Origin of the sequence: Caulobacter sp. NIBR1757, from assembly GCF_027912495.1 — a bacterium.
Classification (GTDB): Bacteria; Pseudomonadota; Alphaproteobacteria; order Caulobacterales; family Caulobacteraceae; genus Caulobacter.
This window is the reverse complement of record NZ_CP115463.1, coordinates 1,870,288-1,889,883: the sequence shown is the minus strand read 5'-3', so window position 1 is coordinate 1,889,883 and position 19,596 is coordinate 1,870,288. Positions and strand designations below refer to the sequence as shown.

Genomic DNA, 19,596 nt, shown 5'->3' with positions numbered 1-19,596 from the left:
CCCGCGAAGCGGGTCGGATGAGGGCAGAGCGGAAGGCGGAATATTGGCGGCTGCGCGGACGGCGCCAGAACGAGCGGAGTCACAATATGCCGGCGCTGCCCTCATCCGACGGCCTTCGGCCGCCACCTTCTCCCGACAAGCGGGAGAAGGAACGACGCTAATTCCCCGGCATCGGGGGCATGTCCAACCGCCGCATGTCGGCGCTCTTGACGTAGAAGCGGAGGATGGCGTGGTCGAGGTCGCGGTCGCCCTTCTCTTCCACCTGGGTGTGCAGGGCGATCAGGGCCTTGCGCAGGGTGGCGTTGACGCGGTCGAGGCCGCAGATGGCGTAGTCCTTTTCCGTCTCGGCGCCGGCGGGGATGGCCGCGCCGCCGCTCGTGAGCAGGTCGCGGATGGCCTGGTTTTCCCAGATGCGGGCCTCGGCGCCGCGTTCGGCTTCCTGGGCGGCGAGCATGGCGATCATGCCGGTGACGGCCACCTTGCCGGCCATGAAGTCGCCGAGCGCCTCGGGGGGCGGCGGCTCCATCAGGGCGATAAAGTTGCCGAGCAGCAGTTCGGAGACGGTCGGGGTCATGCCAGGCCCTCCAGTTTGGCGAGGACATTGGCCAGGATCTCGTCCTGGCGGCGGGCGGTGAACCAGCCGGAGAGGCCGAGCACCGGGTCCTTCATACCGCCGGCCCGGTATTCCTTGGCCGACGAAATCCAGATGGCGGCGCCCTTGACCGAGGCGAACAGCTCCCACCAGGCGAAGGCGGCGGGGTCGACCGTGAGGCCGCTGGCCGCTTCCCACAGGGCGATGGCTGTCTCGCGCGGGACCATGCCGGAGACGCGGTCGGTTTCCTTGTAGGACCACAGGGGCTCGATGGCCCAGCCGAGGTCTTCCAGCGGGTCGCCGATGTGGGCCATTTCCCAGTCGAGCAGGGCGACGATCCTGCCATTGCCGTCGTGCATGAAGTTGCCGGTGCGGTAGTCGCCGTGGACGACGCTGAGCTTCTGGGCCGGCGGCGGCGGGTTGCGGCGCAGGCGGCGGATGGCCGCCCGGACGATCATCTGGGGATGTTCCTCATCCTCGTCGATGACGCCTTCCCAGTAGTCGAGTTCCTTCGACCAGCAGGCGTCGAGGGCCGGCGACGGGGCGGCCTCGCTGATCGGCAGGGTGGCCGGGTCGGCGGCGGCGATCTTGCCCAGATGGCTGAAGAACTGCTCGCCGATGGTCGCCGCGTGCTCGCCATAGGGCGGCAGGGTGAAGGGGCTCTGGGCCTTGCCGCCGTCGATGCGGCCCATGATGAAGAAGGGCCGTTCGAGTTCGGCCCCCTCCTCTTCCAGGGCCAGGGCTTCCGGCACCGGCAGGCCCTTGTCGAAGAAGGAGCGGAAGGCGAGGAATTCGACGCGGCGGTCGGTGTCGATCAGGCTGCCGACCGGGTCGCGGCGCAGGATCATGCCGCGCCGGCTGCCCTCGACCTCGAGGTCGAAGCGGTAGGTCTCGCGACTGGCCCCGCCCGGGATGCGAAACAGGTCATGCACCTTCGCCGGCTTGCCGCCGGTGCGGGTCAGATAGGCTTCCAGTTGGTCCTGCAGGCTCATTTGGCCATGTCCAGCATGTCGGTGAAGCCCGAAGGCTGGTGTGGGCCCATGACCAGCTGTTCGAGGACGCCCCTGCCCTTGCGGACGCCGCCGTCGGCGTCGGTGTAGGTCACCTCGCTCAGGGCCTGGACGTGCAGGTTCCAGGGCAGGGTCGGGTTGACGTCGGCAAGGACGATGTCCTCGCGCTCCACCTCCAGCACGCCATGCAGCAGGCCGTGGTTCCATTTGGGATGGGTGTAGCCGAGGCCGTTCATCTGGAAATTATACAGGGGCTTGAACTCGACCTTGCCGGCCGGCTTGCCCCAGTCGTCGGTCAGGGTGACGACGGCGTCGGTGGCGTGGCGGGTGCCGGATTTCCAGTTCACCTGGGCCTGGCCGTTGAGGTGTTCGAAGTCTTCCTCCAGCGCCTGGTCGGGGGCCCAGACGGCGCGGGTGTTCCAGGCGCGGCCGACGGCGTCCTCGTTGGAGTGGAAGAAGAAGGAGCCGGACTCGAAGCTGCTGGGCGACCACAGCCAGTAGAACTGCGGCGCGGGAGCCGGAATGATGTCCTGGCTGTCGCGGGCGCCGACCGGACGGATGCCCCAGCTGCGGTCGCGGGTTCCGACGAAGCCATCGACGCTGCGGCGCTCGCCGTCCAGTTCGATCCAGCCGGTGTAGCGGCCGTTCTGGGTCAGGCGGGTGTAGTCCATGAAGGCGCGGGTGCCGATGCGGCGGATGAAGCGCGGCTCCTCGATGGGGCCCGAACGGCTGGTGAACTCCAACTCGGCCTTGAGGCCGTGTTCGGGGGAATCGACGATGATCTTCAGCCGGTGCAGCGGCTCGACGACGAGGATGCGCAGGGGGCCGCAGGCCATGTCCATCCGGTCGCCCAGCTGGCCCGAGACGTGGAGGGCCGTCTCGACGCCGTTTCGGACGACGACGAACGCTCCGTCGGTGACGTTGAGATGGGGGTAGACGCCGAAGGCGGCGGCGAAGAAGTCCTCGCCCTCGGTCGGGTGGTAGCCGTTGAAGAAATAGCGGTCGTAGAAATTGCGGTCGGTGCCGCCGTAGGCGATCGGCTCCGCTGTCTGGTGAATCGGATAGTCGTCGCCGCGAGTCAGCGCCATGCCGTATTCCTTCCCTCGAATGGTGGTCACGCCTCTTGCCGGGCGGTGTCTTATCAGCGTTCAGGTTACGCGGACGGCAGCGAGACGCAACCGTGACGGAGGGTCAAGTGACGCGGAATTGGGATGTGGCGGCCGCGGCCGTGGTCGGGCTGCTGTCGGTGGGCTTCGGAGCCTTCGCCGCACATGGGATGAGCGACCCCAAGGCGATCGAATGGCTGAAGACGGCGAGCCAGTACGGGGCGGTGCATGGGCTGGCGGTGCTGGCGTTGGCGGGGCTGGCGCGGGGCGGGTTTCGGCCGGTGCGCGGGACGAGCCTGGCGTTTCTGATCGGGGTGCTGCTGTTCAGCGGCTCGCTGGTGGCGATGGCCTTCGGGGCGCCGCGCTGGTTCGGAGCGATCACGCCGATTGGCGGGGTGGCGTTCATGGCGGGGTGGGTCCTGGTGATGGTGGCAGCGGTCAGAGGCCGGAACGCCGACCAGACCCGCTAGTCGTCCGAGGTCCGTAAACCCTCTCCCTCCCAACCTGCTTCGCCAAGGCTACGCAGGGCGGGCCCCTCCCTCTCCCTCGCGGGAGAGGGGCTTGGAGGTGTCGGCCGCCGGCTGAAGACAGGCGGCGAGCCTTTCAGGCGTTGATTTGCCCCCGTCGGGCTCTAAAGCTGTCGGGCCAAGCTAGGAATCTCGAACATGCTTTCAGCCACGCAGCGCATCGCCGACCGGGTGCTTCGGCGCGCCGGGCTGTTCGCGAAGATCAACCGCACCGCCCATTGCACGATCAACGGCCGGCGATTCGCCCTGCCAACCCTGAACGGGCAGCGGGCCGATCCGACCGAGGCCTGGATGGTGGAAGTGCTTCGCCGCCTGTTCAAGACGCGCCAGGGACCGTTCGTGGACGTCGGGGTGAACCTCGGCCAGACGCTTCTGAAGGTCGCGGCGCTCGACCCCCAGCGGCGATACATCGGCTTTGAGCCCAACCCGTCCTGCGTTTCCTATGCCGAGAAGCTGATCGCCGCCAACGGCTTGAGCCAGTGCAGCCTGGTCCCGGTCGGCCTGTCGCGGACGGCCGGCATCGTCACCCTGGACCTGTTCAGCGGAACCGATACCGACTCCGCCGCCAGCATCGTTCCCAACTTCCGGCCCGAGCAGAAGGTTTCCTTTCGCAAGAACGTCGCGGTGCTCAGCGCCAGGGAACTGCCGGCCGAGCTTCTGCCGGCCGGCATCGCGGTGGTGAAGATCGATGTCGAGGGCGCGGAGCTCGATGTCCTCGAGGCGCTGTTGCCGATCCTGCAGCGGGACCGGCCGCTGGTGGTGATGGAAATCCTGCCCTGCTACAGCGCGGAGAACACCGACCGGATCGCCCGCCAGAACCGGCTGCAGGCGCTGCTGGCCGAGAACGACTACCGGCTGTTCCGCATCTCGACCGACCACGGGACTGCCGTGACCGAGATCGACGACATCGGCATTCACGGGGACATGGACCGGTGCGACTACATCGCCTGTCCGGCGGCGGATCTGGACGCGGTCCGCGACGCCTTCAAGGACGGGCGGCCCTAGAGGGGCCCCTGCCGACTGAGCGCCAGCAACCGCAGGCTCAGGGCCGATCCGATCAGGCAGGCCAGCATGACCGCCGCCATCGGCACGGGCGTGCCGTTGTGCATCAGGCCGCCGAGGGCCGAGGCCACCGCTCCCGCCCCGAACGACAGGCCGCCGCTGAGCGCCGAGATCGAGCCGGCCCGGCGGGGATCGCAGTTGAGCGCCCCGGCGGTCGTGTTGCCGGCCATCAGGGCGTAGGTGGTCAGGGTGACGAAGAGCAGCGGCAGGACGGTCCAGGGACCGCCGATGCCAGTGACGGACGCGATCAGCAAGAGCAGGCCGAAGACGATGCCGGCGGTGCTGGCCGCCTTCAACACCGCGTCGGGGCTGTAGGTGCGCAGCAGCATGCGGTTGACCTGGTTGGCGCCGATGATGCCGACGGCGTTGAGGCCGAACAGCCAGGCGTAGGCCACCGGCCCGACCCCGTAGATGCCCATGATCAGGCCGGGCGAGGCCGAGATGTAGGTGAAGAGGACCGCGCCGTTGAGGGCGCCGGCCAGCAGGTAGCCGATCAGTTTCGGCTGGGCCAGCAGGGCCAGGTAAGCCTGGAAGGGATTTTCGGAACGGGCCTGGGCGGCGGTTTCCTCCGAGCGGGACTCAGGCAGGCGGAAGGCGACGGCCAGAGCGACGAGGATGCCGAACCCGGCCAGGCACCAGAAGATGGCGCGCCAGCTGGCGATCTGCAGCACCAGGCTGCCGGCGGCCGGGGCGAGGATGGGGGCCAGGCCCATGACCAGCATGAGCAGCGACAGGATGCGGGCGGTGTCGCGGTGGTCGAAGTTGTCGCGGACGATAGCCCGGGCGACGACGCCGCCGGCGCAGCCGCCCAGCGCCTGCAGGAAGCGGGCGGCAATCAGGGCGTTGATGTCGTTGCTGAGTGCGCAGATGACCGAGGCGACGATGTAGACCCCGCAGCCGATCAGGATGGGGATGCGGCGGCCGAAGCGGTCCGAGGCGCTGCCGTAGAAGAACTGGCCGATGGCCATGCCAGCCAGGAAGGTCGACAGGGTCAGCTCGACCTGGGACTGGCTGGCCTTCAGGGCCCCGACGATGGCGGTCTGGGCCGGCAGGTACATGTCGATCGACATCGGCGCGAAGGCCGTCATCGCGCCGAGCAGGATGACGAGGCCCCAAGGGGTGGGGGCCGGCGGCGGGAGGGATTGGGAGCTGTCGGACAAGGTGGCGGTTACCTAGGCGCTGCGGGCAGCGAGTGCAATTCCTCCTCCGGGACGAAGTCATGAGGGCGGAATTGCGGGGGTTGCCTTCCGTGGCGGCGGTCGGTTCAGCTTGCCTCAAAACAGGGAGAGGGAACGCGACCATGTCCGCGATTCAGACCATGATGCCGCCAGTGCAGTACGCCGATGTGAACGGCATCCGCATGGCCTACTACGAGGCCGGGCCGCGGAAGGGCGTGCCGATCATCTTCAGCCACGGATTCCCGGAGCTGGCCTTCAGCTGGCGCCACCAGATCAAGGCGCTGAGCGATCACGGCCGCTGGGTGATCGCGCCGGATCAGCGGGGCTATGGCCTGACCGAGCGGCCAGCCGAGGTCGAGAGCTATGACCTGGAGCATCTGTGCGGCGACCTGGTGGCGCTGATGGACCACCTGAAGATTCCCAAGGCCATCTTCTGTGGTCACGACTGGGGCGGCTTCGTGGTCTGGTACATGTCGGTGCGGCATCCGGACCGGGTGGCCGGGGTGATCAGCCTGAACACCCCCTTCAGCCCCCGCGCCCCGGCCGATCCCATCGAGATCATGCGCAAGCGGCTGGGCGAGCGGATGTACATCGTCCACTTCCAGACGCCGGGCGAGGCCGACGCGGCGCTGGGCAAGAACCCGCGCAAGGTGATGGACTTCTTCCTGCGCCGGCCGCTGGACATGCCGATGCCCGTGGGCGGCGGGTTCGCGACCGAGCGCAAGGAGGGCGATCCCTCGCTGTTCGCCATGGTCGATATGCTGGAACTGTGGAGCCCGGAGGTCGATCCCCGGCCCTTCTTCCTGACCGACGACGAATTCGAGGCCTATGTCGAGACCTTCGAGCGGACGGGCTTCACGGGCGGCATCAACTGGTACCGCAACTTCACCCGCAACTGGCATGCCGCCGAACATATCGAGCACCGGGTGCGCCAGCCCAGCCTGATGGTCATGGCCGAGAAGGACGCGGTGCTGCCGCCCTCCTCCGCCGACGGCATGGAGGCGATCTGCGACGACCTGGAAAAGGTGCTGATCGAGGGCAGCGGCCACTGGACGCAGCAGGAGAAGCCGGAAGAGGTGAACCGGGCGCTGCTGGCGTGGCTGGACAAGCGGTTTCCGGTTACCTGAACGGAAGGTCACTGGCGGGGTTTTGCGCGGCGTCGTAGAACTCACCCATGGACCGTGCTTCCCAGAATCCCTCCGTCGGCCAGAGCCACGGCCGCCGTGGGCTGTATCCCGAGATCGACCCGTACAACTTCGGCTGGCTGAAGACCGACGGGCCGCATGAGATCTTCTTCGAGGAGTGCGGCAATCCGGGCGGCGTGCCGGCCGTGGTGCTGCATGGCGGCCCGGGCGGGGCGATCAACCCGACCATGCGGCGGTTCTTCGATCCGCAGAAGTATCGGGTGGCGCTGTTCGACCAGCGCGGCTGCGGCAAGAGCCGACCCAACGCCTCGCTCGACGACAACACCACCTGGACACTGATCGAGGACATCGAGCGGCTGCGCGAGCATCTGGGCATCGAGAAGTGGGTGGTGTTCGGGGGCAGCTGGGGCTCGACGCTAGCTCTGGCCTACGCCATCACCCATCCCGAGCGGGTCATGGGGCTGGTGCTGCGCGGCATCTTCCTGGTCACCCAGCGCGAGCTGAAGTGGTTCTATCAGGACGGCGCGGGGATGCTGTTTCCCGACGCCTTCGAGAAGTTCAAGGCCCCGATCCCGGAGGCCGAGCGCGGCGACCTGATCGCCGCCTACCACCGCCGCCTGACCGACCCGGACCGCCGGGTGCAGGGCGTGGCGGCCGCCGCCTGGAGCCAGTGGGAAGGCGACACCATCTCGATCCGGGGGCCGGAAGCGCGGCCGCCGAAGTTCAACGAGACGGATTTCGCCATCGCCTTCGCGCGGATCGAGAACCACTTCTTCGCCAACCGGGGGTTCTTCGAGGAGGACGGCTGGCTGCTGAAGAATGTGCCGGCGATCCGGCATATTCCAGGCTGGATCGTCCAGGGCCGGTTCGACGTGGTGACGCCGCTGGAGACCGCCTACGCGCTGCACAAGGCTTGGCCCGAGACCAAGTTCGAGATCGTCTGGGACGCGGGGCATGCGTCCACCGAGCCGGGGATCATCGACGGGCTGATCCGGGCGACGGACGCGGCGCTGAGGGTTTGATCACCCGACGCCTGTCATCCTTCGGTCGCCCGCAGGGCGATCCGGAGGACCCACCCGTGGGCCTGGGCAGCTGGAGTCGGCGCACCTGATGCCGGCCTGTGGGCAAGCCTTCTGAATCCAGCCGGTCCCGCCCTTGCGGTGGGTCCTCCGGATTCCGCTTCGCGGAACCGAAGGATGACAGGTGTGGGGTCAGGCGCCGGGGGTGAGGCCCAGCGCGGCCGCGACGGTCTGCATATCCTCCGGCATCGGCGCCTCGATGGTCGTGGTCCCACCTTCGGGGTGCGGGAAGCTCAGGCGGGCCGCGTGCAGCATCAGCCTCGGGACCGCCACCCCGTTCACCGTCAGCGCCCCGCCGTAACGCACATCCCCGGCGATCGGCCGGCCGATGCTGGCCAGGTGGACGCGCAGCTGGTGCATGCGGCCGGTCTGGGGGCTGCATTCGACCAGCGCGGCGCCGTCGGTCTTCGCCAGGGTGCGGTAGCGGGTCAGGGCGGTCTCCGCCCCCACCTCATCGGCCCTGGCGATCCGCATGTAGCTCTCGCGGCCGATCTCTTCGCGGCGAAGGGCGTGTTCGATGGTTCCACCGGTCGGCTCCGGCGCGCCGGGGGTGACGATGGCGAGGTAGGTCTTGCGGAAGCGGCGGCCCATCATCGCCTTGCCGAGGAAGCCGGCGGCCGGCTTGGTGCGGGCGGTGAGGATGACGCCGCTGGTGTCGCGGTCGAGGCGGTGGACCAGGCGCGGGCGGTTGCCACTCGACCTGGCGAAGGCGGCCAAGAGGTCGTCGAGGGTGTGGGCCTGGATGCGGCCGCCCTGGCTGGACAGGCCCGAGGGCTTGTTCAGGGCGATGATGGCGGCGTCCTCGTGGAGGACGAGGGATTTGACGAAGGCGATGTCCGCTTCATTCAGCGGACCGCTCACTCCCCCTCCTCCCGCATGGCCGCCCAGCGGTCGAGGCGTTCCTTGATGCGGGCTTCGGCCCCCTCGCCTTTCGGCTGGTAGAACTTGCGGCGGGCCATGCCGTCCGGGAAGTAGTTCTGGCCGGAGAAGCCACGCTCGGTATCGGGGTCGTAGGCGTAGTTCTTGCCGTAGCCGATGTCCTTCATCAGCTTGGTGGGGGCGTTGAGGATGTGGGCCGGGGGCATCAGGGAGCCGGTCTCTTTGGCGGCTTTGCGCGCCTCGCCGAAGGCCTTGTAGACGGCGTTGGACTTCGGCGCGGCGGCCAGATGCACCACGGCCTGGGCCAGGGCCAGTTCGCCCTCGGGGCTGCCCAGGAAGTCGTAGGTGTCCTTGGCGGCGTTGGCGATGACCAGGGCCAGGGGGTCGGCCTCGCCGATGTCTTCGGAGGCCATGCGGACGATGCGGCGGGCCAGGAACAGCGGGTTCTCGCCGCCCTCCAGCATGCGGGCCAGCCAGTAGAGGGCGGCGTCCGGATCGGAGCCGCGCACCGATTTGTGCAGGGCGGAGATGAGGTTGTAGTGGCCCTCGCGGTCCTTGTCGTAGGCGGGGCTGCGCTTTTGCAGAACCTGGGAGAGGCCGGCGATATCGAGCGGCTGGGGGAAGTCGAGCCCCAGCAGGGTGTCGGCCAGGGTCAGCAGATAGCGGCCGTCGCCGTCGGCCATGGCGATCAGGGCCTCGCGGGCGTTGTCATCGACCGGCAGGGGGCGGCCTTCGACGGTCTCGGCCTTGATCAGCAGGCCCCGCTGGGCCTCGTCGTCGAGGCGGCGCAGGACATAGACCTGGCTGCGGGAAAGCAGCGCCCCGTTGAGCTCAAAGCTGGGGTTCTCGGTGGTGGCGCCGACCAGGGTGACGATGCCCTCCTCGACGAAGGGCAGAAATCCGTCCTGCTGGGCGCGGTTGAAGCGGTGGATTTCGTCGACGAACAGCAGGGTCGACTGGCCGGCCGAGCGGCGCATCCGGGCCTGCTCGAAGGCCTTCTTGAGGTCGGCGACGCCGGAGAAGACGGCCGACAGCTGCTGGTACTCATAGCCGGAGGCCTTGGCCAGCAGGCGGGCGATGGTGGTCTTGCCAGTGCCGGGCGGCCCCCAGAGGATCATCGAGGCCAGCCGGCCGCCCTCGACCATGCGGCGGATCGGACCGCCGGGACCGAGCAGATGCTCCTGGCCGACGACGTCGTCGAGGGTTTGCGGACGCAGGCGTTCGGGAAGCGGCGCCGGGGCGTGGGGCGTGAGGCCGGCGGCGGCGAAAAGGTCGGACATGGCGGACGTTGTAGCGGATTCCAGCCGGTCGCGTCTCACCCGATGCGGATCAGCGCGCGGTGTCCCAGCCCGGATCAGGCTTGCGGTACCAGTTGCGACTCATCGCGGGGATTGCTTGGCGTTTTCCGATCTCCTCGAATGTCGCGTCGATCTGGGCCCCGACCAGCGTGGACCGGAACTGAAGGTAGGTAATCTGTCCGCCGCGGATCTCGGGCTGGATATTGAGGATTTGTTTCCGCCATGCCCCGAGCGGCAAGGCCAGCGAAAAGTCATGAACGCCGGCCTTGATGTAGAGCCAGCTATAGTCGCCGTACTCCAACATCAGAAACCGCTTGCCGTCGATGGAGAGCGGGCATGGCCCGAGCGGTGCGGCGGTCCTGAAGATATAGACCAGCCCCTCATCCGGACCGGGATAGCGCGGCGGTGAGACGTGATATTGATGCGCCGCGCGAGCGGGGCCCGATCCGGCCAAGCACAGAGCAGCTGACGCGAACACAGTGCGTCGTGACAAACCGGACACCTGATCCCCCCAAACGAAACACCCCGGAGATTGCTCTCCGGGGCGCTCGCAATTCAACCGAAAATCAGAAGCCCTAGTGCGCCAGGATGGCCAGCAGCAGCAGGGCGACGATGTTGGTGATCTTGATCATCGGGTTCACGGCCGGACCCGAGGTGTCCTTGTAGGGGTCGCCGACGGTGTCGCCGGTGACGGCGGCCTTGTGAGCCTCCGAGCCCTTGCCATGGGTGACGCTGTTGTTGTCCCAGCCGCCGCCGCCGATCACCCCTCGGTCGGACCGAACAGGGCGTTGAAGGCGTCCGTCGCCGCCTTCAGGCCGTCGTCGGTCATGACCACGGACTTGGCCTTGCCGACCGGATCGGTGATCCAACCTTTGTCATGGAGCCGATCAAGCGTTCCCCAGTCGTGCGACTTCCACACCCGGCCATCGCCATGCAGACCGAGCAGCAGCAAGGCCAGGACAGCGCGATCAATTCGCTCCGGATCGCCCGCGACCATGGCGCTCATCGCATCGTCATCCCGCCGCTTCGGGCGCTTTGGCGTCGGCCCACGAAGCCACTCCAGCGCGCCGGGGGTGCTTGACCAGGCCTTTCGGGCGTCAAAGGCGTAGGAGATGGCTTCGCTGGGTTCCCCCGGCGAATAGTAGGGCGGCAGGTCCTTGGGCAGCTTCCGGCCTCCGGTCAGGTAGGCCTCGACATGGCTGTTGCTCGTCCTGGCTCTTTTCAGGCGCGCCTGCAGATCCGGCGCCTTGGCGCGGTAGCCGAGCAGCACCGCCGACCAGGTCCAGGCGGCGAAATCGTCTTCCGCGAACCTGGACCAGAGGGCCTGGGCGTCCGCGTCGCGGCCGGCCATCAGCAGAAAGTCCATCAGGATGTAGCGGATGCCCTGGTTGTCGCCTTCGTTCAGGCGCAGCAGCAGCTCGCAGTGGGGGATGGCGTCCCCGACCATTCCGGCCTCTCCGAGCGCCACGGCCAGGCTATGCAAGGCCCGCATGTAGGGCCTGGCCTCGATAAACATCCAAAGTTGGCCCTGCCCCTCGGCGGCGAGGTCCGGGTCGAGCGCTGCCCGCCCAACCTCGACGGCCTTACTGAACAGGTCGATCCGCCCGGCGGGATCGGAAGCTTCCTCGCCCAACACCAGATATCCGTCCGAACAGAACGGCGACAGGGACAGCGCCTTGCGGGCCAACTGTTTGCGCTTGGCCGGCGTCGCCGCCTCCATGGCGTCGAAGGCGATCTCCTGCGCGGCGTCCAGCGCTTCGCGGTCTATCGCAGGCCTCAGGAGTTTCTTGGGCATGGTGGGTTTTGGTTGAGAGGGCGGCAGAGGCAAATTTGTCACGGCGCGACCTGGTGCTCAATATCCAGGGTGCTGAAGACGGCATCGAAACGAAAACGCCCCCGGAGACGGGTCTCCGAGGGCGCTCGCAGTTCAACCGAAAATCAGAAGCCTTAGTGCGCCAGGATGGCCAGCAGCAGCAGGGCGACGATGTTGGTGATCTTGATCATCGGGTTCACGGCCGGACCCGAGGTGTCCTTGTAGGGGTCGCCGACGGTGTCGCCGGTGACGGCGGCCTTGTGAGCCTCCGAACCCTTGCCGTGGGTGACCCCGTCCTTGTCGGTGAAGCCCTCCTCGATGATCTTCTTGGCGTTGTCCCAGGCGCCGCCGCCGCTGGTCATCGAGATGGCGACGAACAGGCCGGTGACGATCACGCCCATCAGCATCGCGCCGAGGCCGGCGAAGGCGTTCTGGCGGGTGGTGATGGCGTCGAGGATGAAGAACAGCGCGATGGGCGACACGACCGGCAGCAGCGACGGCACGATCATCTCGCGGATCGCGGCCTTGGTCAGGATGTCGACGGCGCGGCCGTACTCGGGCTTCACCTCGCCGGTCATGATGCCGGGGTTTTCCCGGAACTGACGGCGGACCTCATGCACCACCGCTTCGGCGGCGCGGCCCACGGCGGTCATCGACATGCCGCCGAACAGGAAGGGCAACAGCCCCCCGAACAGCAGGCCGACCACGACGTAGGGGTTGGAGAGGTCGAAGGCGACGTCGCCCAGGCCGTGGAAGAAGCTGCCGACGTCGGCGTTGGCCGCGAAGAACTTCAGGTCCTCGGTGTAGGCGGCGAACAGCACCAGGGCGCCGAGACCGGCGGAGCCGATGGCGTAGCCCTTGGTGACGGCCTTGGTGGTGTTGCCGACGGCGTCCAAGGCGTCGGTGGTGACGCGGACTTCCGGGGGCAGGCCAGCCATTTCGGCGATGCCGCCGGCGTTGTCGGTGACCGGGCCGAAGGCGTCCAGCGCCACGATGAAGCCGGCGAGCGACAGCATGGTGGTGGTGGCGATGGCGATGCCGAACAGGCCGCCGAGGGTGTAGGTGACGATGATGCCGACGATGATCACCAGCGCGGGCAGCGCGGTGGACTCGAGGCTCATGGCCAGGCCCTGGATGACGTTCGTGCCGTGACCGGAGACGGAGGCCTGGGCCACCGAACGGACCGGGCGGAAGCCGGTGCCGGTGTAGTATTCGGTGATCATGACGATCAGGGCGGTGACGGCCAGGCCGGCGAAGCCGCAGTAGCTGAGGGCGTCGGCCGTGTAGGTGACGCCGCCGGCGACGATGTCGGCGGGGACCAGCTGGTGAACCACGACCCAGACGGCCGGGATCGACAGGATGCCGGTCACGATGAGGCCCTGGTAGAGGGCGCCCATGATGTTCTGCTTCTTGCCCAGACGGACGGCGAAGGTGCCGACGATCGAGGTGAAGATGCAGACGCCGCAGATGGCCAGCGGCAGCATCATCATGGCGGCCGCCTGCTCGCCGGCGAACAGGATGCTGGCCAGAACCATGGTGGCGACCGTGGTCACCGCGTAGGTCTCGAACAGGTCGGCGGCCATGCCGGCGCAGTCGCCGACGTTGTCACCGACGTTGTCGGCGATGGTGGCGGCGTTGCGGGGGTCATCTTCCGGAATGCCAGCTTCGACCTTGCCGACCATGTCGCCGCCGACGTCGGCGCCCTTGGTGAAGATGCCGCCGCCGAGACGGGCGAAGATGGAGATCAGCGAGGCGCCGAGGCCGAGGCAGACGAGGCTGTCGACGACCTGACGGCCTTCAGTCTGCACCACATTGGTGAGCACATAGTAGTAGCCCGCGACGCCCAGCAGGGCGAGGCCGGCGACCAGCATGCCCGTGATGGCGCCGGAAGTGAAGGCGACGTTGAGGCCCTTGCCGAGGCTCTCGGAAGCAGCCTGGGCCGTGCGCACGTTGGCTCGGACCGAGATCAGCATGCCGATGAAGCCGGCGGCGCCCGAGAGCACCGCGCCGACCAGGAAGCCGATGGCCGGCAGCAGGCCGAGGACGAAGAACAGCGCGACCAGAATGACCGCGCCGATGGCGCCGATCGTGGCGTACTGGCGGTTCAGGTAGGCTTGCGCGCCCTCCTGGATGGCCGCGGCGATTTCCTGCATGCGGGCGTTGCCCGGCGATTTGCGCAGCAGCGCCATGGTCTGGAAGATGCCGTAGAGGACGGCGACGACGCCGCCCCCGATGGCAAGCCAGAGGAATTGATCGGTACTCATGATGAGAAGAAGCCCCTTGTTTCCATGCATGGGAGGCTTTGGCCCGCTGCACTGAGCGGCTTCCAGTCCCCCTTCTTTGCAGAGCGGTATCCCGCCCCCTTACGAAAAGACCGGTCGTGTTTGCCAGTTAGGGAATTGCGGCGCAATGGCGCCGTTAGGGTTTTGCTAAGCCGGGGGGCGCGGCAAACCGCTGCGCTGCTTGGGCGTCATCGAGGTGATGGTCACCGAGGTGAAGTTCTTCGGGCCGGCGATGGCGCCCGCCTCGCGCAGCAGCACGGACTTCAGCCGGGCCTCGTCGAGGGTCAGATAGTTCTTCGGATTGGTGAACGGCTGGCGGTGGCCGGCCCGGACCATGGCGTCGCGGAACCAGGGCTCCTTGGCCCTGAGCTTCACCGAGTCGGCCGACGGGGTGAGGTTCAGCCGCAGGGCCACGAAGATGTAGTTGATCAACTTGCCGCCGACCACGACCGGCAGGGCGATGGGGGCGAGATCGACATACTGGCCGGCGGAATCCTTCTTCTTCTCGCCGCCGCCCGAGGCTTGCGCGGCGGTGGCGGCCAGCAGGGCTGGCACGAAGGCGAGAAGGGCGCGGCGATCCATGGGATGGGTTATGGGCGGGTGTGGTTAAGGGCGGGTTTCGGAGAGATTGAGGCCGGCGATGACGTAGGGTTTGGACGGGTCGTGGATGCCGCAGGCCTCCCAATAAAGGTCGCGCCAGTCGGGATTGGAGGTTTCGATGAGCTTGGGCTTCCATTCGCGCCGCCATTCCTTGAGGCGGCGCTCCTGTTGAACGGCCGCTTCGCGGGTGTCGTAGGCGCAGAACCAGACGAGCTGGTCGCAGCCGTACCTGGATGTGAAGCCCGGCGTGAGTTTTTGCTTATGCTGGCTGATGCGGACCGTGAGGTCGTCGGTCTGACCGACGTAGAGCGTGCCGTTCCGACCACTTGCCACGATGTAGCAGAAAAAGGCCATGGCTGAGCATGGCTCAAACTAGAACAAATCCGCAACAAATAATTCCGACCATCCCGACGAAAGTCGGGACCCAGCTGGCAAGCAGCTTGTGGATTCGGCTCTGATCAGCGCCAACGTCTGCTCCGCTGGTGGACACTGGGTCCCGACTTTCGTCGGGATAGTCGGATTTTTGAGGATGGGCGGGCTAGTGAGTCCAGCCCAAACGCTGGGGCTCGACCGGATGGCCGTTGAACGTCGCACCAACCCCCTGCCCCAGCTTGAACCGGCCGACGGTTACCAGTCCGGCCTCGGCCGCGTGCAGGGCCGGCCGCTCGGCCGGATCGACTGAGCAGACGATCTGATAGTCGTCGCCGCCGGTGGCCAGCGCCAGACGGGCCGTGACCTCATCGGCCTGCAAGGCCAGCCAGGCCGCCGCTTCCGGCGACAGCGGCATCTGATCCAGCGCCACCTCGACCCCCAGGCCGCTGGCGATCGCGATCCGCCCGGCATCGGCCAGCAAGCCGTCCGAGACATCCGCGCTGGCCCGCGCGAACTGGCGGAGGGTTCCGATGAGGTCGAGGCGGGGCATGGGCGTGCGATAACGCGCGGCCAGCACACCGTCCGGATCCGCAATCATCCCCCGCGCCGCCTGCAAGCCAAGCCAGCCGTCGCCGATGGGCCCGCTGACCATCAGCAGGTCGCCGGGCCGCGCCGTGCGCCGCAGGACTATGCCGCCGGTGGGGACCTCGCCCATCAGTGTGGCGGTCACCGTCAGCGGCCCGGGGGTGGAGACCGTGTCGCCGCCGAGAAGGGGCAGGCGCCAGTCGCGGCCGGCCTGGGCAAGCCCTTCGGTAAACAGCACCTTGGCGGACCAGGGGGTGTCCTTCGGCCAGGCGACCGACAGGACGTAGCCGATCGGCTCGGCGCCCTTGGCGGCGAGGTCGGAGAGGTTCACGGCCAGGAGCTTGCGGGCCACCGTGTCGAGCGGGTCATCGGGCAGGAAGTGAACGCCGGCGACCATGGCGTCCTTGGTGACGACCAGGTCGTGGCCCTCGCGCGGGCGGATGACGGCGGCATCGTCGAGCAGGTCCAGAGCGCCCGGTGCGCCCAGGGTAAGCGGGCGGAGGAGGCGTTCGATCCAGTCGAATTCCCCCTGCCCGTCTGGATCAGGTGCGCTTGGCATCCTTGGCGATCCCGTCCAGCGCGCCGTTGATGAAGCCCGGTTCCGGCCCCTCGAAGAAGGACTTGGCGATCTCGACGTATTCGTCGATGGCCACTTCCAGCGGCACGTCGGGGCGGCGCATCAGCTCCCAGGCGCCGGCCCGCAGGATGGCGCGGGCGGTGGCGTCGAGGCGGTCGAGCTTCCAGTTGGAGGCCAGACGGGCGATGACCGCCTTGTCGATGTCGGCCTGCTCGCCGACCGCGCCCCGGATCAGGTCGGCGAAGAAGTCCTCGTCGGCCTGGGCCAGCAGTTCGCCCTCGATGTCGCGGTCGAAGCGGTGGTCGCTGAATTCCCGGATGACGGCCTCGACGCCGGCCCCGGTCATTTCCATCTGGTACAGGGCCTGGACGGCGGCCAGGCGCGAGACGGTGCGGGCCCGGCGCTGCTTGGCGCTCAGGTTGGCCACGGGTTTTTCCTCGGCCAGCTTCTGGAGCTTGTCGAAGGCCTCGGCCAGGGAGGCGGGTTTGGGTTCGTCGCTCATCGGCCGGCTCCCCCCAGCAGGCGGCGCTTGTGGCTCAGCACATCGAGCGCGGCGCGGGCCGCGCCGCCGCCCTTGTCGCCCTCGGAAACGCGGGCGCGGGCCCAGGCCTGTTCCTCGTCCTCGACCGTCAGGATGCCGTTGCCGATCGGCAGGCCCTTGAGGGTCAGGTCCATGACGCCCCGGCAGCTTTCATTCGAAACGATCTCGAAGTGATAGGTCTCGCCGCGGATGACCACGCCCAGCGCCACATAGCCGTCATAGCGCACGCCGGCCGGGCGGCGGCCGCCCTCGTCGGCGATAGCGATGACGCCCGGGATCTCCAGCGCGCCCGGCACGGTGATGACGTCATACTCGGCGCCGAACGCGGTGATGGCGTCGGTCGCCCCGCGCAGCAGCTCGTCGGACAGATCGTTGTAGAAGCGTCCCTCGACGATCAGGATGCGGACGGGGTCGTCAATCATTCACTCTCTCCGGTGATCGGGGCGCGCCCGACGATCTTCAGTCCATAGCCCTCGAGCGCCGCCGGCTTGAACGGGCTGGAGGTCAAGAGGATCATCTCGCGTACGCCGAGATCGAGGAGGATTTGCGCCCCGACGCCATAGTCGCGCAAGGCGTTGTTTCGATATTGACTGCCGGCCTCGGTATCGACGCCGTAGCGCTCGCTTAGCCAGGCCGGGTTGGGATCGCGGATGAACACCGCCACGCCGGGGCCGTCATGCCCGCCGATCGCCTTGAGCGCCGAGGGGATGTAGTCGGTGCGGGCGCCGAGCGCGCCCAGCATGTCGGCGGCCATGTCGACCTGGTGCATGCGCACCAGCGTGGGGTGATCGGCGTCGATCTTGCCCTTCACCAAGGCCAAATGCTCGCATCTGTCGATGCTGTTGCGGTAGACGATCATGCGGAATTCGCCGCCGAAATTGGAGACGAACGGCCGCTCCAGGGCCCGCTCCACCTGGCGCTCGTTGCGGCGGCGGTAGGCGATCAGGTCGGCGATGGTGCCGATCTTCAGGCCATGCAGCTGGGCGAAGGCGACCAGCTGCGGCAGGCGGGCCATGGTGCCGTCGTCATTCATGATCTCGCAGATGACGCCGGCAGGGTTGAGGCCCGCCAGGCGGGAGATATCCACGGCGGCTTCGGTGTGACCGGCGCGGACCAGCACGCCGCCGTCCTTGGCGACCAGCGGGAAGACGTGGCCCGGGGTGACGATGTCATCGACGCCCTTGGTCGGGTCGATGGCGACGGCGACGGTGTGCGACCGGTCGTGGGCCGAGATGCCGGTGGTGACGCCTTCCTTAGCTTCGATTGAAACCGTGAAGGCCGTCTGCATGCTCTCGCGGTTGTCGGCGGCCATGGGCGGCAGGCGCAGGGCCTTGGCGCGGTCGTTGGTGATCGAGAGGCAGATCAGGCCGCGCGCGAAGCGGGCCATGAAGTTGATCTGCTCGGGCGTCGCGAACTGGGCGGGGATGATGACATCGCCCTCGTTCTCGCGGTCCTCGGCATCGACGAGGATGTAGGGACGGCCGTTGCGGGCGTCCTCGATGATATCCTCGATCGGCGAGATGGGGGTGTCGTGGCTCATGAGGCGGTCTCCTGCCACCGCGCGAGGTATCGCGCCAGCATGTCGATCTCGAGATTGACCTTCGAGCCCGGTTTCAGCTCGCCCAGGGTGGTCACATCCCAGGTGTGGGGAATGATGTTGAGGCCGAAGACGTCGTCCTCGACCTCATTGACGGTCAATGAGACGCCCTCGACGGAAATCGAACCCTTGGGGGCGATCAGCCGGTGCAGCGGACGCGGCGCGCGGATGCGGTAGCGGTGCGAGCCGCCCTCCGGCTCGATGGAGAGCACCTCGCCGACGCCGTCGACGTGACCCGAGACGACGTGGCCGCCCATCTCGTCGCCGAGCCGCGCGGCGCGCTCGAGGTTGACCCGGTGGCCCTCCTCCCACCCGCCGAGCGTGGTGTGGGCCAGGGTCTCGGCCGAAACCTCGACGGCGAACCAGGTATCGCCCTTCTCGACCACGGTCAGGCAGCAGCCGGCGTGGCTGATCGAAGCGCCCATGTCGATGGAGGCGACGTCGTACGCGGTCTCGATCTCGTACCTGCGGTCGCGATTGGTCTGCCGGACCGAGCGGACCCGGCCGACGTCTGTGACGATCCCGGTGAACATATCAGAGCCTTTCGTACCGCTCCCACAGGTCGTCGCCGACCTCGTGGACCGCAACCCGTTTGAACCGCGGCGCATCAGCCAGCCGGTTCAGCACAAACTCGCCGACCGCCGGCCGGCCTTCGTCGCCGAGCACGATGGGCGCCCGGAACCATTCGATGGCGTCGACCAGTCCGCTTTTGAGGAAACTGGCCGCCACCTGCCCGCCGCCTTCGATGAACAGCGACGGGGTAAAGCCTTCGTAGTTTTCCGGCAGCGCCGTCGGCAGCCGCTCAGTAATCTTCCAAAGCAACCAGTCGGACAGAGCGTCCAGCGCCTCGCGAAGATGGGGTCGCCCATCCTGTTGTCCAACCTTGAGCACGGTGACCCCAGCGTCAGTCAAACGCTTGTTTGGATCGGTGGTGGAAATGACGACGGTGTCGAGGCGGTTGGCCTCATGGACCAGCTTCAGATTCGACGGCAGCCGCTGGCGGCTGTCGAGCACGACCCGCGCCGGCTGCAGGCCGACAAAACCCGGCAGGCGGACGGTGAGCTCCGGATCGTCGGCAATGGCGGTCTCGACCCCGACCAGGATGGCCTGGTGCATGGCGCGCAGCCGATGCACCTCCTCGCGCGCCGCAGGACCGGTGATCCAGCGGCTCTCGCCCGAGGCGGTCGCAATGCGGCCGTCGAGGGAGGTGGCCAGTTTCAGGGTGACGCGCATCCGCTTCCTCTACCCCTCCGATCATCCCGACGAAAGTCGGGACCCAGCTAGCAAACTGCTGAAGGGTTCGGCTCTGATTTGAGCCTGCCTCGGCTCCGCCGGTGGACACTGGTTCCCGAC

At 67.7% G+C, this 19,596-nt stretch carries 22 protein-coding genes; 4 read left to right on the top strand and 18 right to left on the bottom strand.

The genetic code is table 11. From position 1 onward, the window contains the following. Nucleotides 1-157 precede the first annotated feature (157 nt). From O5I81_RS09260 to O5I81_RS09250, 3 genes are read right to left on the bottom strand one after another with little or no spacing between them, the layout of a single operon-like run. Nucleotides 158-574: a hypothetical protein gene (locus O5I81_RS09260; protein ID WP_271068656.1), complete on the bottom strand. Its 417-nt coding sequence runs from the start codon at nt 572-574 to the stop codon at nt 158-160. Next, nucleotides 571-1,584, bottom strand: coding sequence for a phosphotransferase family protein (locus O5I81_RS09255; RefSeq protein ID WP_271068655.1), 1,014 nt, complete (start codon nt 1,582-1,584; stop codon nt 571-573). Before O5I81_RS09255 ends, O5I81_RS09260 begins: the two co-directional genes overlap by 4 nt. Continuing rightward, entirely contained in the window at nt 1,581-2,690 is a 1,110-nt protein-coding gene (locus tag O5I81_RS09250; RefSeq protein WP_271068654.1) for a hypothetical protein, read from the bottom strand. The genes O5I81_RS09255 and O5I81_RS09250 overlap by 4 nt, the downstream gene beginning before the upstream one ends. Nucleotides 2,691-2,797: 107 nt before the next feature. Here O5I81_RS09250 and O5I81_RS09245 point away from each other — a divergent pair, with 107 nt between their 5' ends. Further along, nucleotides 2,798-3,178 (top strand): DUF423 domain-containing protein, encoded by a 381-nt coding sequence (locus tag O5I81_RS09245; protein WP_271068653.1) that lies wholly within the window; start codon nt 2,798-2,800, stop codon nt 3,176-3,178. Between the two features lie 195 nt (nt 3,179-3,373). Then, complete coding sequence (locus tag O5I81_RS09240) at nt 3,374-4,240, top strand: FkbM family methyltransferase (RefSeq protein WP_271068652.1); 867 nt, start codon at nt 3,374-3,376, stop codon at nt 4,238-4,240. On the opposite strand, the gene O5I81_RS09235 is transcribed toward O5I81_RS09240, so the two are convergent. Continuing rightward, nucleotides 4,237-5,457 (bottom strand): multidrug effflux MFS transporter, encoded by a 1,221-nt coding sequence (locus O5I81_RS09235; protein WP_271068651.1) that lies wholly within the window; start codon nt 5,455-5,457, stop codon nt 4,237-4,239. The genes O5I81_RS09240 and O5I81_RS09235 overlap by 4 nt on opposite strands. A 140-nt stretch (nt 5,458-5,597) precedes the next feature. Here O5I81_RS09235 and O5I81_RS09230 point away from each other — a divergent pair, with 140 nt between their 5' ends. Together O5I81_RS09230 and pip are read left to right on the top strand one after the other, a co-directional pair. Beyond that, nucleotides 5,598-6,602, top strand: coding sequence for an alpha/beta hydrolase (locus O5I81_RS09230; protein WP_271068650.1), 1,005 nt, complete (start codon nt 5,598-5,600; stop codon nt 6,600-6,602). Nucleotides 6,603-6,649: 47 nt separating this feature from the next. Beyond that, the gene (gene pip, locus O5I81_RS09225; protein WP_271068649.1) at nt 6,650-7,642 is read left to right on the top strand and encodes a prolyl aminopeptidase; all 993 of its coding nucleotides are present in this window, start codon (nt 6,650-6,652) and stop codon (nt 7,640-7,642) included. Between the two features lie 189 nt (nt 7,643-7,831). Here the strand turns inward: pip and O5I81_RS09220 are convergent, their stop codons facing one another. The 14 genes from O5I81_RS09220 to O5I81_RS09155 all read right to left on the bottom strand — a co-directional run bounded on the left by O5I81_RS09220 (nt 7,832) and on the right by O5I81_RS09155 (nt 19,476). Next, nucleotides 7,832-8,560: an RluA family pseudouridine synthase gene (locus O5I81_RS09220; RefSeq protein WP_271068648.1), complete on the bottom strand. Its 729-nt coding sequence runs from the start codon at nt 8,558-8,560 to the stop codon at nt 7,832-7,834. Beyond that, nucleotides 8,557-9,858, bottom strand: coding sequence for a replication-associated recombination protein A (locus tag O5I81_RS09215; RefSeq protein ID WP_271068647.1), 1,302 nt, complete (start codon nt 9,856-9,858; stop codon nt 8,557-8,559). The genes O5I81_RS09220 and O5I81_RS09215 overlap by 4 nt, the downstream gene beginning before the upstream one ends. 49 nt (nt 9,859-9,907) lie before the next feature. Next, on the bottom strand, nt 9,908-10,330 hold the full coding sequence (locus O5I81_RS09210; protein WP_271068646.1) for a hypothetical protein: 423 nt from the start codon (nt 10,328-10,330) through the stop codon (nt 9,908-9,910). Between the two features lie 121 nt (nt 10,331-10,451). Next, the gene (locus tag O5I81_RS09205) at nt 10,452-10,640 is read right to left on the bottom strand and encodes a sodium/proton-translocating pyrophosphatase (protein ID WP_271068645.1); all 189 of its coding nucleotides are present in this window, start codon (nt 10,638-10,640) and stop codon (nt 10,452-10,454) included. Then, nucleotides 10,637-11,671 carry a DUF6429 family protein gene (locus O5I81_RS09200; RefSeq protein ID WP_271068644.1) on the bottom strand — a complete coding sequence of 345 codons (1,035 nt, stop codon included), beginning with the start codon at nt 11,669-11,671 and terminating at the stop codon, nt 10,637-10,639. Before O5I81_RS09200 ends, O5I81_RS09205 begins: the two co-directional genes overlap by 4 nt. A gap of 152 nt (nt 11,672-11,823) precedes the next feature. Next, complete coding sequence (locus O5I81_RS09195; RefSeq protein ID WP_271068643.1) at nt 11,824-13,953, bottom strand: sodium-translocating pyrophosphatase; 2,130 nt, start codon at nt 13,951-13,953, stop codon at nt 11,824-11,826. 165 nt (nt 13,954-14,118) lie between these two features. Next, nucleotides 14,119-14,553, bottom strand: coding sequence for a hypothetical protein (locus O5I81_RS09190; protein WP_271068642.1), 435 nt, complete (start codon nt 14,551-14,553; stop codon nt 14,119-14,121). 24 nt (nt 14,554-14,577) lie between these two features. Beyond that, complete coding sequence (locus O5I81_RS09185; protein ID WP_271068641.1) at nt 14,578-14,925, bottom strand: GIY-YIG nuclease family protein; 348 nt, start codon at nt 14,923-14,925, stop codon at nt 14,578-14,580. 184 nt (nt 14,926-15,109) lie between these two features. Further along, entirely contained in the window at nt 15,110-16,087 is a 978-nt protein-coding gene (thiL, locus tag O5I81_RS09180) for a thiamine-phosphate kinase (RefSeq protein WP_271068640.1), read from the bottom strand. Further along, nucleotides 16,071-16,523 carry a transcription antitermination factor NusB gene (gene nusB / locus O5I81_RS09175; protein WP_271069014.1) on the bottom strand — a complete coding sequence of 151 codons (453 nt, stop codon included), beginning with the start codon at nt 16,521-16,523 and terminating at the stop codon, nt 16,071-16,073. The genes thiL and nusB overlap by 17 nt, the downstream gene beginning before the upstream one ends. 80 nt (nt 16,524-16,603) lie before the next feature. Then, nucleotides 16,604-17,068, bottom strand: a complete 465-nt coding sequence (ribH, locus tag O5I81_RS09170) for a 6,7-dimethyl-8-ribityllumazine synthase (RefSeq protein WP_271068639.1) — start codon at nt 17,066-17,068, stop codon at nt 16,604-16,606. After that, entirely contained in the window at nt 17,065-18,186 is a 1,122-nt protein-coding gene (gene ribB / locus O5I81_RS09165; protein ID WP_271068638.1) for a 3,4-dihydroxy-2-butanone-4-phosphate synthase, read from the bottom strand. Before ribB ends, ribH begins: the two co-directional genes overlap by 4 nt. After that, nucleotides 18,183-18,776, bottom strand: a complete 594-nt coding sequence (locus O5I81_RS09160) for a riboflavin synthase (RefSeq protein ID WP_271068637.1) — start codon at nt 18,774-18,776, stop codon at nt 18,183-18,185. Before O5I81_RS09160 ends, ribB begins: the two co-directional genes overlap by 4 nt. A 1-nt stretch (nt 18,777) precedes the next feature. Beyond that, a complete protein-coding gene (locus O5I81_RS09155) occupies nt 18,778-19,476 on the bottom strand; it encodes a RibD family protein (protein ID WP_271068636.1) in 699 nt (232 codons plus the stop codon). Between the last annotated feature and the right edge of the window lie 120 nt (nt 19,477-19,596).

Bases quoted from the DNA above. Each gene is read 5' to 3' on its own strand.
- O5I81_RS09230 (WP_271068650.1), top strand. From the start codon at position 5,598: ATGTCCGCGATTCAGACCATGATGCCGCCAGTGCAGTACGCCGATGTG.
- O5I81_RS09260 (WP_271068656.1), bottom strand. From the start codon at position 574: ATGACCCCGACCGTCTCCGAACTGCTGCTCGGCAACTTTATCGCCCTG.
- ribH (WP_271068639.1), bottom strand. From the start codon at position 17,068: ATGATTGACGACCCCGTCCGCATCCTGATCGTCGAGGGACGCTTCTAC.
- O5I81_RS09215 (WP_271068647.1), bottom strand. From the start codon at position 9,858: ATGTCCGACCTTTTCGCCGCCGCCGGCCTCACGCCCCACGCCCCGGCG.
- O5I81_RS09240 (WP_271068652.1), top strand. From the start codon at position 3,374: ATGCTTTCAGCCACGCAGCGCATCGCCGACCGGGTGCTTCGGCGCGCC.
- O5I81_RS09195 (WP_271068643.1), bottom strand. From the start codon at position 13,953: ATGAGTACCGATCAATTCCTCTGGCTTGCCATCGGGGGCGGCGTCGTC.
- O5I81_RS09200 (WP_271068644.1), bottom strand. From the start codon at position 11,671: ATGCCCAAGAAACTCCTGAGGCCTGCGATAGACCGCGAAGCGCTGGAC.
- O5I81_RS09190 (WP_271068642.1), bottom strand. From the start codon at position 14,553: ATGGATCGCCGCGCCCTTCTCGCCTTCGTGCCAGCCCTGCTGGCCGCC.
- O5I81_RS09155 (WP_271068636.1), bottom strand. From the start codon at position 19,476: ATGCGCGTCACCCTGAAACTGGCCACCTCCCTCGACGGCCGCATTGCG.
- O5I81_RS09255 (WP_271068655.1), bottom strand. From the start codon at position 1,584: ATGAGCCTGCAGGACCAACTGGAAGCCTATCTGACCCGCACCGGCGGC.
- thiL (WP_271068640.1), bottom strand. From the start codon at position 16,087: ATGCCAAGCGCACCTGATCCAGACGGGCAGGGGGAATTCGACTGGATC.
- ribB (WP_271068638.1), bottom strand. From the start codon at position 18,186: ATGAGCCACGACACCCCCATCTCGCCGATCGAGGATATCATCGAGGAC.
- O5I81_RS09250 (WP_271068654.1), bottom strand. From the start codon at position 2,690: ATGGCGCTGACTCGCGGCGACGACTATCCGATTCACCAGACAGCGGAG.
- O5I81_RS09160 (WP_271068637.1), bottom strand. From the start codon at position 18,776: ATGTTCACCGGGATCGTCACAGACGTCGGCCGGGTCCGCTCGGTCCGG.
- pip (WP_271068649.1), top strand. From the start codon at position 6,650: ATGGACCGTGCTTCCCAGAATCCCTCCGTCGGCCAGAGCCACGGCCGC.
- O5I81_RS09185 (WP_271068641.1), bottom strand. From the start codon at position 14,925: ATGGCCTTTTTCTGCTACATCGTGGCAAGTGGTCGGAACGGCACGCTC.